This window comes from Bibersteinia trehalosi USDA-ARS-USMARC-188 (assembly GCF_000521725.1).
GTDB classification, from domain to species: Bacteria; Pseudomonadota; Gammaproteobacteria; order Enterobacterales; family Pasteurellaceae; genus Bibersteinia; species Bibersteinia trehalosi.
In genome coordinates, this window is record NZ_CP006954.1 from 2,212,542 (window position 1) to 2,227,795 (window position 15,254).

General features: G+C 39.9%; 13 protein-coding genes. 6 read left to right on the forward strand and 7 right to left on the reverse strand.

Annotation, left to right across the window (positions count from 1 at the left end; translation table 11 throughout):
- Positions 1-66: 66 nt before the first annotated feature.
- Positions 67-855, forward strand: a complete 789-nt coding sequence (locus F542_RS10075) for a Cof-type HAD-IIB family hydrolase (RefSeq protein WP_015431605.1) — start codon at positions 67-69, stop codon at positions 853-855.
- Positions 856-870: 15 nt separating this feature from the next.
- Here F542_RS10075 and F542_RS10080 read toward each other — a convergent pair whose 3' ends face one another.
- The 7 genes from F542_RS10080 to F542_RS10110 all read right to left on the reverse strand — a co-directional run bounded on the left by F542_RS10080 (position 871) and on the right by F542_RS10110 (position 7,270).
- On the reverse strand, positions 871-1,245 hold the full coding sequence (locus F542_RS10080; protein WP_015431604.1) for a hypothetical protein: 375 nt from the start codon (positions 1,243-1,245) through the stop codon (positions 871-873).
- 62 nt (positions 1,246-1,307) lie between these two features.
- Positions 1,308-2,135, reverse strand: a complete 828-nt coding sequence (gene manZ / locus F542_RS10085) for a PTS mannose transporter subunit IID (RefSeq protein ID WP_015431603.1) — start codon at positions 2,133-2,135, stop codon at positions 1,308-1,310.
- Positions 2,136-2,147: 12 nt separating this feature from the next.
- Positions 2,148-2,942, reverse strand: a complete 795-nt coding sequence (locus F542_RS10090; protein ID WP_025267464.1) for a PTS mannose/fructose/sorbose transporter subunit IIC — start codon at positions 2,940-2,942, stop codon at positions 2,148-2,150.
- 14 nt (positions 2,943-2,956) lie between these two features.
- On the reverse strand, positions 2,957-3,916 hold the full coding sequence (locus F542_RS10095; RefSeq protein WP_015431601.1) for a mannose/fructose/sorbose PTS transporter subunit IIB: 960 nt from the start codon (positions 3,914-3,916) through the stop codon (positions 2,957-2,959).
- Between the two features lie 312 nt (positions 3,917-4,228).
- Positions 4,229-4,903: a 3-keto-L-gulonate-6-phosphate decarboxylase UlaD gene (locus F542_RS10100; protein WP_015431600.1), complete on the reverse strand. Its 675-nt coding sequence runs from the start codon at positions 4,901-4,903 to the stop codon at positions 4,229-4,231.
- A 48-nt stretch (positions 4,904-4,951) separates the two neighbouring features.
- A complete protein-coding gene (locus F542_RS10105; protein WP_025267465.1) occupies positions 4,952-5,422 on the reverse strand; it encodes a PTS sugar transporter subunit IIA in 471 nt (156 codons plus the stop codon).
- 60 nt (positions 5,423-5,482) lie between these two features.
- The gene (locus F542_RS10110; protein WP_015431598.1) at positions 5,483-7,270 is read right to left on the reverse strand and encodes a PTS ascorbate-specific subunit IIBC; all 1,788 of its coding nucleotides are present in this window, start codon (positions 7,268-7,270) and stop codon (positions 5,483-5,485) included.
- A gap of 372 nt (positions 7,271-7,642) precedes the next feature.
- Here F542_RS10110 and ulaG point away from each other — a divergent pair, with 372 nt between their 5' ends.
- The 5 genes from ulaG to F542_RS10135 all read left to right on the forward strand — a co-directional run bounded on the left by ulaG (position 7,643) and on the right by F542_RS10135 (position 15,194).
- Positions 7,643-8,734: an L-ascorbate 6-phosphate lactonase gene (ulaG, locus tag F542_RS10115; protein ID WP_025267466.1), complete on the forward strand. Its 1,092-nt coding sequence runs from the start codon at positions 7,643-7,645 to the stop codon at positions 8,732-8,734.
- A gap of 77 nt (positions 8,735-8,811) precedes the next feature.
- Positions 8,812-9,558, forward strand: a complete 747-nt coding sequence (gene ulaR / locus F542_RS10120; RefSeq protein WP_025267467.1) for an HTH-type transcriptional regulator UlaR — start codon at positions 8,812-8,814, stop codon at positions 9,556-9,558.
- A gap of 406 nt (positions 9,559-9,964) precedes the next feature.
- On the forward strand, positions 9,965-10,825 hold the full coding sequence (locus tag F542_RS10125) for an L-ribulose-5-phosphate 3-epimerase (RefSeq protein ID WP_015431595.1): 861 nt from the start codon (positions 9,965-9,967) through the stop codon (positions 10,823-10,825).
- Positions 10,819-11,511, forward strand: a complete 693-nt coding sequence (gene araD / locus F542_RS10130) for an L-ribulose-5-phosphate 4-epimerase (RefSeq protein ID WP_015431594.1) — start codon at positions 10,819-10,821, stop codon at positions 11,509-11,511. Before F542_RS10125 ends, araD begins: the two co-directional genes overlap by 7 nt.
- A 296-nt stretch (positions 11,512-11,807) precedes the next feature.
- Positions 11,808-15,194: an autotransporter domain-containing protein gene (locus F542_RS10135; protein WP_015431593.1), complete on the forward strand. Its 3,387-nt coding sequence runs from the start codon at positions 11,808-11,810 to the stop codon at positions 15,192-15,194.
- Positions 15,195-15,254 lie beyond the last annotated feature (60 nt).

Consider the following 15,254-nt stretch of genomic DNA (forward strand, 5'->3'; position numbering starts at 1 on the left):
TGGCTCGATTTATTGTGCTTAAAAAAGCGCTACACTACGGCAAGCAGCACAACATAGGAGAAAAAGATGTCTCAACAATATAAAGCCATTTTCAGCGATATTGATGGTACGCTACTCAATAGCCAGCACCAAATCTCGCCACAAACTGCCAAATCTATCCAACGCGTACTCAGACAAGGTATTCCATTTATTCTGGCTTCTGCCCGTCCTCCACTGGCAATGACACCTTTTTATCAGCAACTAAACGCACACTGCCCCATGATTTGTTATGGTGGTGCGCTTATTTTAGATGCTGATTTACAACCGCTGTATAGTATTGAACTTGCACAAGCCGACTTTGAGAAAGTATCGCACATTCTTGAACAGGTGCCAGATCTGTCACTTAATTACTATTCCGGATTAGACTGGTTTTGCCCTAACCCAGAGAACAAATGGACAGTACAAGAAGGTGAGATTACCCACCTCCGGGCCAGTTTAAAGCCAAAATATTTAACTCATGTGCATAAAATTTTGGTTATTGCTGATGCAAAGTTGATTTTAGTGACTGAAAAAGTTCTGAAAGCATTATTTCCACATCTCGCCATTCACCGCTCGAAAAACGAATATCTAGAAATTATGCATCCTAATGCTAGCAAAGCAAATGCATTACAGTTCATGCAACAGAAATTGGGCATTAAGCAAGAAAATATCATTGCATTTGGCGATAATTTTAATGATTTGGATATGCTGGAATATGCAGGCTTAGGTGTAGCAATGGGCAATGCCCCAGAGCAAATTAAACAGGCTGTAGAGCGCGTCACTTTAGATAATAATCATGATGGATTAGCAGTCATCCTTGATGAGCTATTCCTCTAAAAATAGGGGCGTTCGTTACGCCCCTTTATGCTTGTGAACGAAAGCAAGCAGAGTTTGAATTTCTGTTTTTGCCGAATCTGCAAGCACTTTATTATCCGACAACATTTGTGTGCCACGTAGGCGAATAAATTCTAAATAATCTGGGTTTCCGCTCTGTTCAAATTGCTGTTTGGCTGCATACATTTCTGCAAAATAACGTTTAGTTTGAGCAATGAGCAATTTCTGTCCCAGCAAAACAAAAAGCGCCAGAGCTAATGCAATCACAGCGCCATAACCCTGCGTGGGATAATAAAGCACGCCTGCAATAATAAATAAGCCTGTCACTAGCATTGAACTATTTTTTATATAACGCTGTTCTGGCGGTGCTTTTAAGATAGGTTTTAGATCCATTTGCAAAAAATTCCTAAAAATTAACCGCTTGTAAGGCGCGCTTTGCGCGCCTTAAATTGCTTTTAGGCTAATACCCCAAAATGATAACCGAGAATACCCACCCCAAATAGAGCAAAGATAATATACATCGCATTCACTTTTTTGCGTAATAGCCACATACATAAGAAAGTCAGCAACAGCGCTGCTAACCCTGGAAGCAGATCATTGAGCACGCTTTGCACCGTAGTAACAACCTCTTCCCCCATTGCATTAGTGTAACGAGAAAGCTCTAGCGGAATATTAATACTCGTCCATTTTGAAACCAGTGAGCCCATAACAAACAAGCCAAGAATAGAGGCTCCTTGGGTTAATTTTTGTAGGCGTCCCCCGCCCATGTCGCTCACAATTTCTGTGCCTTTCTGATAGCCATATTTAAAGCCATACCAACGCGTTAAAGCGCGGCAAAGATTAATACCGATGAAGAAAAGTAATGGCCCGAGCAAACTGCCACTAATTGCTAGCCCTGCACCAAGCGCAGCCAATACCGGGCGTAATGTTCCCCAGAAAATAGGATCGCCCACGCCAGCTAATGGCCCCATTAACCCGACTTTGACCCCGTTGATTGCAGCATCATCAATATCTGCACCATTTGCTCGCTCTTGTTCCATTGCTGCGGTCACCCCCATGATGGCTGAGCCAACCCAAGGCTGGGTATTAAAAAACTCTAAATGGCGTTTTAATGCCGCTGCTTGATCTTCCTTACTGGAATATAAGCGTTTAATCGCAGGAATCATGGAAACACAAAATCCCATTGATTGCATACGTTCAAAGTTAAACGAACCAAGTAAAAAGGTTGAGCGCCAATAGGTGGCACGAATATCAGCTGCGGTAAGTTGTTTTTTCTCTGACATAATCTGTTCTCCTTATAGACCTTCTAACTCATTCTCTGCTAATTTTTTATGTTGAGCAGGGGCTTGAGTAGTCACATTAAAGCGTGGATTTAATTGGATATAGATCATTGCTAAGCACGCACCCAAGAAGCCTAATCCCACCAAGTTGTAATTAGAGAATGAGGCAACTACAAAGCCGATAAAGAAGAACGGCATAAGCGCTTCTGCACGCATCATATTAATGACCATGGCATAACCAACAACCACGATAAAGCCACCAGCAATTTGCAAGCCACGCGTAACAACTTCAGGAATCGCATTTAGGGCTTCTGTGACACTGTCTGTACCTGCCACTAAAGCAACAAAGAAGGTTGGAATTGCTACCCGCAATGCTTGTAATGCCAAGCCCGTAAAGTGGCAAAGTTCAATACCTCGGAAATTTGCCTGTTCTGCAAATTTATCTGCTTTATGTTGCAAGAAAATCGTTAAAGTACGCACAAAAATTGTTAATACTTGTCCTGCTGCGGCAACTGGAATCGCGATAGCAATCGCTGTACCTTTATCTTGCCCGCCCTTAATCACCAAAATCGCAGCAATAACGGAAGCCAATGCCGCATCTGGCGCCATGGCAGCGCCAACATTCATCCAACCTAGTGCGAGCATTTCTAATGTACCACCTACAATCACACCTGTTTGTAAGTCACCTAATACCCAACCAACTAAGGTACAAGCAATTAAAGGTCGGTGTGTTTGACGTTCATCTAATACGCTGCCCATACCGCAGACTGCTGCCACCAATGTGACGAGAATAATTTCCATCGTAGTCATAATTCATTTCCTATTTAAAAGTGAATTTCATCAAGTTTTTTCCGCGTTAGCTCAACTTTTGGGTTGCTTGCTACTTTTTGCAGTGAAAGCTCAATGCCTAATTCAAGCAATTTCTTAAATGCTGCAACATCCTCTTTACCCACCGTGACGGCATCAGATAACTGTTTATTACCGTCTTTATAGGTCATACCACCGACATTCACTTTATCAATTTTCACCCCTCCTTCAATAAGACGTACAATGTCAGCAGGTTTAGTTACAAGCCATAATACATGGCGGCTAGCATATTTAGGATTGTGATAAACTTTAATCGCTTTTTCGACGGGGATAACGTAGGCTTTAAGGTGCTCTGGGGCAATTTGGAGGAGGAGGTTTTTACGCAGTTCATCTTGGGCAACTTCATCACTCACCGCAAAAATAGCTTCACATTTCACGGCTTTTGCCCAAGACGTCGCAACTTGTCCATGGATTAAACGATCATCAATCCGCATTAAGGAAATCGTCATTCTACCTTCAGGATCATATGTTTCTGGTTCTGCAAGCAGAGGCCTTTCAGCTATTTGTTCATCTGCTATAGCTGCTTGGTGATGAAAAGTTTTTACACTTTGTTGCCCTACTTCTTTTGCCAACGCAGCCAAGGCAGAAGCGCTCTTCTCATCAGCAGATGCATCCATCACTTCCAGTAACATTGGCAAATTTACGCCTGTCACAATATCATCTTGCGGACGCATCGCAACTATTCGAGCAGCGGCGTTATACGGACTGCCACCAAATAGATCGACTAAAAATAATACCTGAGCATCTTGCGCTAAAGTCGCAATAATTGCTTGATATTTCTCAACAAGGGTATCCTGCCCCTCTCCTGGCACAAAAGTCACAACGTGCAAATTATCTATGTCGCCATAAACCATTTGTGCCGAATTAACCAACTCGGCGGAGAATTTTCCGTGAGTGGCGATGATCAAATTTACCATTTGTAATCACCTCTCTGCGCATTGCTATATTCCGAAACAAAATCTGTTTCACCAATTACTCGCAAAAAGAAATCGTTTGCGGTAACGTTCTCAATCTAATTTTTGCTAATTATTTTGTCAAATGAAGAAATTAGCAAAATAATGCTTTTTAGATATAGATCACATTTTGCACATTTTTAGGCTAAAACGACCGCTTGTTATATTCATCCGGCTATTTAGCCAAGTGTGAAAAAGTATCTAATAGCGGCGCGTTCAATAGGCAATAAAAAAGCCAACCTCAGAGGCTGGCTTAACTTTAAATTTATTAATAGATTACCAATATTTCTCAATTTCAGCACGAATGGCTTCAGCGGTTTGTTTGCCTTTTTCTCCTACTAAAGCACGTCCAGCAATAAATACTTTAGCATTTTTGATCTCTTTAAAGAGGTGAATTTCTTCCGGCACAATGCCACCAGTGATGGAAAGTTCTAAGCCGATTTCTTCAAGGCGTTTCATTTTCTCAATATCTTCCGCTGTCCAGCCTTTACCTGCAAGCTCTGCATCACGAGAACGGTGGTAAATCGCTTGTTTTACACCTAAATCAACCCATTCTTTAGCATCTTCAAAAGTCCAATTGCCGTAAATTTCAATCTGAATTTCTTTTTGTACTTTTAACTCTGGGTGAGCAGCATTAAAGTCATCAGCCACTTTCTTACAAGCCGCTTTTGTTGCGGGGTGCGCCGCTGCAGAAACAGTAAGCCAATCCGCTCCCGCTTCAAATGCCATTTTGGCAAGGATCGCGCCACCATCGGTGGTTTTAAGATCGCAAACCAAAATATGATTCGGATGCAGTGCACGTAAAGTTGAAACCGCTTTCATCCCTTCTGCACAAGCCAGAATTGTGCCGATTTCAATAATTTCTACCACTCCTTCGGCTTGTTTAGCATCTGCTACCGCTTTTTCAAGTGATAGAGAATCTAGAGCGATTTGTAACATTGGTTTTGACATATTTACTCCTTTAATCGTTATATAAATTGGAATTACACACCCATTCTGTTATGCAGATAACGCTGCATCAATCACTGCATAGACATCTTCAGCACTTTGGCAACGGAGAATTTTTTCTAAATCTACCCCACTCTCGCTTTCTGGGTCATCTAATACTTGGGTAATCTCCATTAAGCCTTGCATATGTTGGTCTGAATCACTGCCTGCTAATGTTAATAACACACGAACCCCTTCTTCTTCACCCTCAAAAAATACAGGTTCAGTTAATGTCACTAAGGCGAATGATGTTTTAATAACACCTTCTTCTGGACGAGCATGCGGCATAGCTAATCCTGGAGCAAGAATAATATAAGGCCCAAGCTCTTTTACCTTGCTAATAATATTATCGTAATAGCGTGGCTCAATTGTGCCTGCTTTTATTAATAAATCTGTTCCAATCTTTACTGCCTCTTCCCAATTTTTAGCAGATTGATTTAATAAAATAGAATTATTTTCAATAAGAGATTGTTTTAAGTTCATCACACATTCCTTTGAATAGTTGGGGCGAATAATCATTTCGCCCCATATTATTACGCCTGATTACGCTTTAGCATTATGTTTGTTAATCAATTCGATTAATTCATCACCGAATGAATTCGGATTTAACATATTTTGTACACCAAGTACGGCTTTACCTTCAGGAACTTCAATTTCGCCAGCTAAATGTTTGCTTGATACAATAATATCAACTTCATTTAATTTGCCTTTGTAATCTGTTACTGCACAAGAATCCATAATATTTGGAATACCGCGTTTATCTAAGTAGCCTTTAATTTTCATTTTCATCATCATAGATGAGCCTTGTCCAGAACCACACACTGCTAAGATGCGTACTGGATTTGCAGAATTTTCGGTATTTACAGCCGCTTGTACAGGCTCTTCTTCGCCTTTTACTTCATCTAAGCCATAGCCATCTAGCTGTTCAAGGGTTAAACCTTTTGCTGCTGCTTCAGCTTCTTCAGCACGTAATTGTTTTGATGCAAAGAACATATAGACCATTGCAGCTGCAACAATGATGAAGAAGAAACCAGGAACACTAATAATACCTTGTAAAATTGGTGGGAAGAATAATGCCCAGTCTGCCATACCCATCCAACCATTGAAGGTTGTGCCCTGTTCAGCCAGCATTTGAATAACCCATGCAGAACCAAATACTTCAATTAAACCCATGACAAAACAGATTTTCATCACAGCTTTCCAACCACCAAATTGGTTAGCAAATACACCAATAGTTGCATTTGAGAAGAACATTGGAATAAAGCCAGGGATAATTAATACTGGAGAACCCACACCGAGTAAGGCTGCAACTGCCACAAACTGACCAATTGCCCCCCACATAAAGCCGAACACCATGGCATTTGGAGAGAATGCGTAGATTGCCGCACAGTCAATCGCCAAGACTGAATTTGGAATTAAGCGTTCTGCAATACCTTTGAAAGCTTCTGAAAGTTCAGCCACAAACATACGCACACCTGTTACGATAATTTGAATTGCTACCGCAAATTTCAAACCCATCTCTAAGATATACATGAACCAGTTGGTATTTCCAGCCATTTCTTTCAAATTATCTAAGCCGAAAGACAGTAGGATAATACCGAAGAAAACTGTCATTACAATCGCTGTAGCTGAAATACTGTCGTGGAAAATATGTAACCATTTTGGTAAGTTCATATGATCCACAGAGTCTTTTCTATCTCCCAGTTTCGGCGCGAGTTTAACCGCAATCCAAGAAGCAATTTGTTGTTGGTGGCCAATAGAAAAACCTGCACCACCAGTAACCGCTTGAGTTGGTTTATACATAATGTTAGATGAGATACCCCAATAGAGCGCCATTAACACAGAAGTATAAATAATCGTTTCCCACATAGAGGCGCCGATGATCATATAGAACACAGCAACTAAGCCTGCTTGCTGGAACATAATATGCCCCGTAAGCATAATAGTACGAATACCCGTTAAACGACGAAATACAACTAATAAAATATTGAGTAATAGTGCGCCGATAACAGCATAACCAACCCATGCATAATTCTCACCCATTGTTTGAATGGTTGATTGCATACTGGTATATGGATCAATAACTGCCCCGGTTAATTGATGATATTTTGCTAGACCATCAATTACAGGTTTAAAGTTACTAGTTAAGAAACCTGAACCTGCTTGCACAATAAAGAAACCAACAATAGTTTTAATTGTGCCTTTAATAATTGTTGTGGTGTCTTTTTTCAGTAAGGTATAACCGATAAAAGCAACAATACCCAATAAGAAAGGTGCTTTATTTAGCACTTGATCCTTTAAAAAAAGGAGAATATCAGTAAGAAAGTCCATAAGAGTGCCTCTTATTTATGTGTTGTGAAATAAAAATTATTATCCCTAAGGGAATCAACGTGATAAATAATAACAATTATTGACGATTATAAAAGATTGGATTTGATTATTTGTGATGAAGTTCACAAAAAAAATCATTTTTTCATTGCGCCATTTTTTTTAAAAAATAAAATAAATCTCGTATATATCTTGGTATTGTTCCCAGATAAAACTAATTATAAACACGAGACTAATCAATGTAGATAAAGGCTCATACAAATAAGAAAAATTAGACATAGATCACAAAATTCTAAAAATGTATTTTACAAATTCTGATGATTAGTTATGATTATTTGTGATTATTTAATCTTATTTGAACAAAAGGAGTTCGTAATGAGCAAAATTTCTGAAATTACCCGTGAAAGCTGGATTTTATCAACCTTCCCTGAATGGGGTACTTGGCTAAATGAGGAGATCGAGCAAGAAGTTGTACCAGAGGGTAACTTTGCTATGTGGTGGTTAGGTTGTGTGGGTGTGTGGATCAAAACCCCAGCGGGTGCCAATATTTGCATGGATTTATGGTGTGGACGAGGAAAATCAACTAAGAAAGTAAAAGATATGGTACGTGGTCACCAAATGGCAAATATGGCAGGTGTACGTAAACTACAACCGAACCTACGCGCACAGCCAATGGTATTGGATCCATTTTCAATTAACGAAGTAGATTTTATCTTAGCTTCGCACTATCACTCAGACCACATTGATGTAAATGTAGCTGCTGCAATTGTGAATAATCCAAATCTCAACCATGTTAAATTTGTTGGCCCATGGCACTGTGCTGAGCTATGGAAAAAATGGGGTGTACCAGAAGAGCGCATTATCATTGTAAAACCAGGTGATGTCGTAAAACTCAAAGACGTTGAAATTCATGCGCTAGATTCATTCGACCGTACCTGTTTAGTAACCTTACCAGTCGAAGGTGCAGAAGAAAGAGGTGGAGAATTAGCTGGTCTTTGCCCTTCTGATGAAGAAATGGGACGTAAAGCAGTAAACTACGTGTTCAAAACCCCTGGTGGTACTATTTACCATGGAGCAGACTCTCACTACTCTATTCAATTTGCAAAACATGGTAAACAGTTTGATATTGATGTTGCACTCAATAACTATGGTGAAAACCCTGTAGGTATCGCAGATAAAATGACCTCTGTAGATTTATTGCGTATGGCGGAATGTTTACGTTGTAAAGTGATTATCCCGGTACATCACGATATTTGGACGAACTTTATGGCAAGTACTGATGAAATTCTACAATTATGGCGTATGCGTAAAGACCGTTTACAATATCAATTCCACCCATTCATTTGGGAAGTAGGTGGCAAATATGTGTACCCACGAGATAAAGATCTAATTGAATACCACCACCCTCGTGGCTTTGATGATTGCTTTGAGCAAGAACCAAATATTCAATTTAAATCTATGCTGTAACTAATTGTAGGGGCGGGTTGTCATTCGCCCCTACCGTTCATTACGGCTAATAATAATCAAAAAACACAGGACGAATAATGAACGAGAATTATCGACACAGACAATTATTGAATTTGCTATCAGACAAGCAGTTTCTCTCTACCCAAGATATTATTGAATTACTCAATGTTTCGCCCGCTACCGCTCGCCGAGATATAAATAAACTTCATGAGCAAGGTCGATTACAAAAAGTGCGCAATGGCGCTGAAGTATTGCGTACGGACTTTATTCCAAAACATAAGGGAATTATTTCTAATAGCGATGAAAAACAACGTATAGCTCAAGCAGCAAGCAAATTATGTACTGATGGCGATAGCGTTTTACTCACCTGTGGTTCGACGATGCTGATGCTCGGCGAACATTTGTGCCGGAAAAAATTGCAAATTATGACCAATTATCTACCGCTTGCTAACCATCTAATTGAGCATAATCATGAGGATCTCGTGATTATTGGTGGACAATATAACCATAATAAAGCAATTACATTGTCACTAAATGCACAGAATGAATCAACTTATGCGGCGAATATTATGTTCACCAGCGGTAAAGGCTTCACTCAAGATGGCTTATTTAAAACGGATATGATTATAGCCAATTCTGAAAAACAGATGTCAGCAAGAGCAAATAAATATGTGGTTTTATTAGATAGTAGTAAATTAGGTAAACGTGTCGGAATGCTGTTTTCTGAACTAAAAGAAATTGATTTACTGATTACAGGGAAAGAAGCCGACTCTGCAATTATCAATGCCTTAAGAAATAAGGGATTAGAGGTTATTTTAGCTTAACCAATCAAACAATAAACTTCCTTCATAAAATGCGATCTGAAATATGGTTACCGTAATACTATAGGAGAATAGTGTAATGAATAAAAAATCTTGGAAAAGGTTAATTTTCTATTACATTTATTAGCATTGGATTGGGAGCTTTAGTGCCTGTGCTGTACGTTTAATTATTGACCCAGCCACCGCTCAAAGCGAACAATCATTTCTAACAGATGAGCAAATAGAACAGGGATATTTCTTGATGGCTGTGGCCTATCCAACAGGAGATTATGTTATTGCTACTTACCAAGAAGAGTCTCTTATTAGAAACGGAAAAATAAATATTACCGAAAGGATTTAATCCTTTAGGTGGAAAAAATTACTTTCTGAAATTCTGCTCAGCATCTTTACTCTAAAAATAGGAAAACCTATGAGAAAACACAAACTTGGTATTTATGAAAAAGCGTTGCCAAAAAATATTTCTTGGCAGGATAGACTTTCTATTGCGAAAGCCTGCGGTTTTGATTTTGTGGAAATATCTATTGATGAAACCGATGAGCGTTTAGCACGATTAGATTGGAGCAAAAAAGAGCGGATTAAGCTCGTGAAAGCAATCATTAACACAGGCGTAACCATTCCTTCAATGTGCCTTTCAGGGCATCGCCGCTTCCCATTTGGTAGTCACGATCCAGAAATCCGTGCGAAAGCGCGTGAAATTATGGAAAAAGCGGTGCAGTTAGCGGTTGATCTTGGTATTCGTACCATTCAGCTGGCCGGTTATGATGTGTATTACGAAGAGCAAGATGAAGAAACGCTCAAACATTTCCAAGAGGGATTAGAATGGGCGGTAGAACTTGCAGCAAGCAATGAGGTAACGATTGCAGTGGAAATTATGGATACTCAGTTTATGAGTTCTATTTCTCGTTGGAAGAAATGGGACGATTTGATTAAAAATCCGTGGTTTACCGTTTATCCCGACATAGGCAATTTGAGTGCGTGGAATGACAATTGGCAGGAAGAGTTACGTTTAGGTATAGATAAAATCTCTAAAATTCACTTAAAAGATACTTACAAGGTCACCGAAACCTGCAAAGGGCAATTCCGAGATGTGCCATTCGGTGAGGGCTGTGTGGACTTTGTCGGTTTCTTTAAATTACTTGCAGAACTTAACTATCGTGGTGCATTTTTGATTGAAATGTGGACGGAAAAAGCCGAAGAGCCTATCGCAGAAATTATCAATGCTCGTCGTTGGATTGAGCAAAAAATGCAAGAAGGAGGATTCCAATGTTAAAAGAATTGCGTGAACGTGTGCTTAAAGCCAATCTTGAACTCCCAAAATATAAATTGGTGACCTTTACTTGGGGAAATGTGAGTGAAATTGATCGTGAAACAGGCTTAGTCGCCATTAAACCATCAGGCGTGGATTACGATGTAATGACTGCTGATGATATTGTGATTATGGACTTGCAAGGTAACCGTGTGTGGGGGGATAAAAAACCTTCATCGGATACGCCAACGCACTTAGAATTTTATCGTCAATTTCCGAACATCGGAGGCGTGGTGCATACTCACTCTCGTCATGCAACCGCTTGGGCACAAGCAGGCGAAGATATTCTCTGCTTAGGCACAACACAGGGCGACTATTTTTATGGCTCTGTGCCTTGCACTCGCCGAATGACGCCAGAGGAAATTGCAGGGGAATATGAATTAGAAACAGGTAAAGTAGTGGTGGAAACTTTCCGTAAACGTGGGATTAACCCAGATCAAGTACCAGGTGTATTAGTTCATTCTCACGGTCCATTCACTTGGGGTAAAGATGCTTTTGATGCAGTGCATAATTCCGTAGTGTTAGAAGAAGTTGCTTATATGAATTTTGTCAGTCATCAAATTCGTCCACAAATTAACTCAATGCAACAGGAATTATTAGATAAACACTATTTACGTAAGCATGGTGCAAATGCGTATTATGGACAATAAATTAATTTAAATTATCGGGGGAAAATCCCCCGATATATAATTTCATATTTTTTTAAAATATCCCCACCAGCGCAAACGATTGGCATATTTTTAAAATAAGAAAATATCCCTTCAAAATAATTTACAACCCCTTCTATTTTTTAATCCAAAATCAAACAAAAAAACAACATTATTGATTTTGATTTTAATTTTTGTTCTAATTTACATCCCTTGTTTTACATTTCTATTAAAGGATCCGTAATAGATTTACGAATAAACAAGGGGTATCTTTGTATCTATTAGAAGGAAACCAAAAGGTGAAAAATAAAAGTTATGTTGCTGCAATAGCAACACTATTAGCCTTATCGCCAGAGGTTAATGCAAGCCAAGTTTCTGAACAGCTTGCAAGTACAATGAGATACTATCCTTCCGCCACGGATAGCTATTATAAATATGCTCCGATTTACTCGGGATATTATTACACTTCGAATTATCGTAATAATTATTCGTCTTGGTATAATCCCGCCCGCTATACTGGAGTAACAACCAGAACTGTATCAACAACTATTGACGGTATCACTATTACCAAGATTTATACTACGGTAAATGGTCGCACAACCGTCCGTACAGTTTACACACCTGTTGTAACCAGACCTGTTGTTGATATCAAACCTGTTGAGGAAACGCCAATTCAACCTGTTGTTGATATTAAACCAGTTGAGGAAGAACCAACTCCCCCTGTGGTTGATATTAAACCAGTTGAGGAAAAACCTACCCCTCCTGTTGCTGATATTCAGCCTGTTGAGGAACCTCCTGCTCAACCTGTTGTCGATATCAAACCAGTTGAGGAAATTCCTGTTCAGCCAGTTGTTGATACGACACCTGTTGTAGATGCGCCAATTTATGATGTGGGTCCAATCATCATTAAACCAACAGAACCTGTAAACGTTCGCCCAACACCTGTTGCAATCAATGTGCCAAATAGAGGAATTCAGTGGAATGATCGCTCGCGCGGTTATAGCACTACAGATCCGAATAATAAGGCCAATGTTCGACTAGATGGTGCAGGCGTTACTGTTGGGGTACTAGATAGTGGTTTTAAAAACTATCTTATGTATGACGACATCAATAAAAAATTTGGGCATCGTGCTGTAGTGATTGAAACAGGGCGCACGGCTCCAGCTAGCGCAACCCATGGTATCCAAGTTGCGGAAATGATTGGAGGCGGGAACTCTCGTAATGGCGTTGCACCTAAAGCAACACTATTATTAGCAGATATTACTAAAACGACATCCAGTGGCACGGGCTTATCCGCAACCGCCTCAATCTATAATGATTTATGGTATCGTGGTGCCCGTATTTTTAACCAGTCATATGGTATTCCAAAACCACTGACTTACTTTAACAACAATAGAAACTCCTCTTATTACTATCTCCGCCAATTTGATAGTGATGTCTTAAGATTCTATAAAGATAAAGTAAAAGATGGTGGGTTATTTGTCTGGGCTGCGGGAAATAACCGCGGTGATCTCAATCCATCAGTCCAAGCAGGTTTACCTTATTATGAGCCAAGCTTGGAAAAAGGTTGGATCTCTGTTGTTGCAGTAGCAACCAGAACTAATGAAGGATTGGGTAACTTTGAATGGAGCAATTTATTGCCATATTCTCAAGCCGGTGTGGCAAAAAATTGGACCGTTACCGCAATGGGTGACTACATCTTTAATTTAGGTGGTAGAAACATTATTGCTAGCGGTTCATCCTTTGCAGCTCCAGCAGTCACGGGGACGGCAGCACTCGTGAAACAAAAATATCCTTGGATGGATGGCAACCTCATCAAACAATCTATCTTATCAACGGCAACTGATATTGGTGCACCTGGGGTAGATGATGTATATGGTTGGGGCTTGCTTAACGTTGAAAAAGCAGTAAACGGTCCAGCCAGCTTTGACAAACGTCTTGCATTAGCAGATAACGTTACCGTTAATATTCCAGATGGAAGCTATGAGTTTTCAAACAATATTGATGGTGATGCAGGCTTAGTAAAAAATGGTCAAGGCGAATTAATTTTATCGGGTGCGAGTACCTTTGCAGGAGACACAACGCTCAATGAAGGTGCTATCACTATTAACGGTAAACAATATGCGTCTAAAGTCAACGTGTCGCGTAGTGGTACATTGGTTGTCAATAATACCACGTTAGAAAATGGCGTAAATAACGAGGGTACTATTGTTAACCAGGGTTATTCTACGATCAATAAAGATTACGTTGCTACGGCGCAAAGTACGCTAGTGTCAGATTTAGGTTCAAACTTAAACGTAAAAGGAGAAGTTGACTTAAACGACTCTACTTTATCACTAGCTGCAGTTAAAGATGGTAAAGCGCAGTATGTCACCGCAAAAGGTGTCACCATCAATGCGATTACCTCTGACACTGCAATTAAGGGTAACTTTGCTGCAATAGAAACATCAGGGTTATTAACTGCGACGGCAGAAAAAACCAGCGAAAATGAAGTTACAGCAACAGTTAGCCGTAAAAATGTCGCAGAGTATGTGACCGAAAACACTTCTGGCGAAACAATGCGTGAAAATGTTGCCATGGCATTAGAAAGCGCTTTCACCACATTAGATTCGCAAATTGAGGGAAATAACGGCACAACGGCTGCAACGAATGAAACCTTTGCACAACACGCAGCTGTTCTACAAAACAGTATTGCCAATAGCAATACGCAAGGAGTCGCTTTAGATAGCTTATCTGGTCAAATTTATGCGTCTGCGCAAGCGCTTACATTTGAAAATGCAGAAACAGTGAATAAAGACCTCTCTAATCGTCTTGTTATGCTAGGTAAACTAGATAACGTAGGCGAAACTGCTGGTGTATGGGCTACGGGTATTTATGGTAACGGTACACTAAAAGAAGCAGGTTTCGGTGAAGGTAAAACCAACACCTATGCTGGCCAACTCGGTGTTGATAAACAAATCAGCGAAAATGTCATTTTAGGTACTGCATTCAATTACTCAAAAGCAAAAGTAAGTTTTGACCGCTATGGCGGTAGCGCTAAAGCTGATGGTATTGGTGCATCATTATATGCTCGTGTGGGTAACAAGCATAAAACACCTTGGTATCTCCAAGGTCGCCTTGGTTACGGTAGTGTAGATTCTGATGTCGAACGTAATATTATTTTGGCGGATAATAACGTAAGTACAGCAAAAATTAACCACCGTGATAAGGTATTGTCTGCTTACCTCGAATCAGGCTATGACTTCAACGTAGGTCAATTCGCATTAACACCGTTTGTCGGTTTAAGTCATGATGTTGTCAGACGTGGCGCATTCAGTGAAACAAACAGCCAATTTGGTTTAACTGCGGATAAAACGACCTATCAACAAACTAGCGCATTGGTTGGTTTACGCACAGCGTTAAGTCTTGATGTAGGTGGTGTAAAAACTACATTCCAAGGCTATGTAAATCATCAACAAGCGTTTAAACGTGAAGATCTTAGCTTTAAAGCAAGCTATACTGGCTTACAAGATGCAAAATTCGATGTAAAAGGTATTGGCCTTGCGAAAAGCAAAACGTGGGTAGGGGTCGGCGCATTAGCTGAGTTAAACAAAAATGTTTCGCTATATGCTAATTATGATCTCAAACTTGCGAAAAGCAAAGGTCACAACAATATTGTGACAGCCGGTATCAGAATTAACTTCTAACCGACGACAAACTAAATCAAACGGGCGTTAGCAATAACGCCCGTTTTTCTTTTATGAACC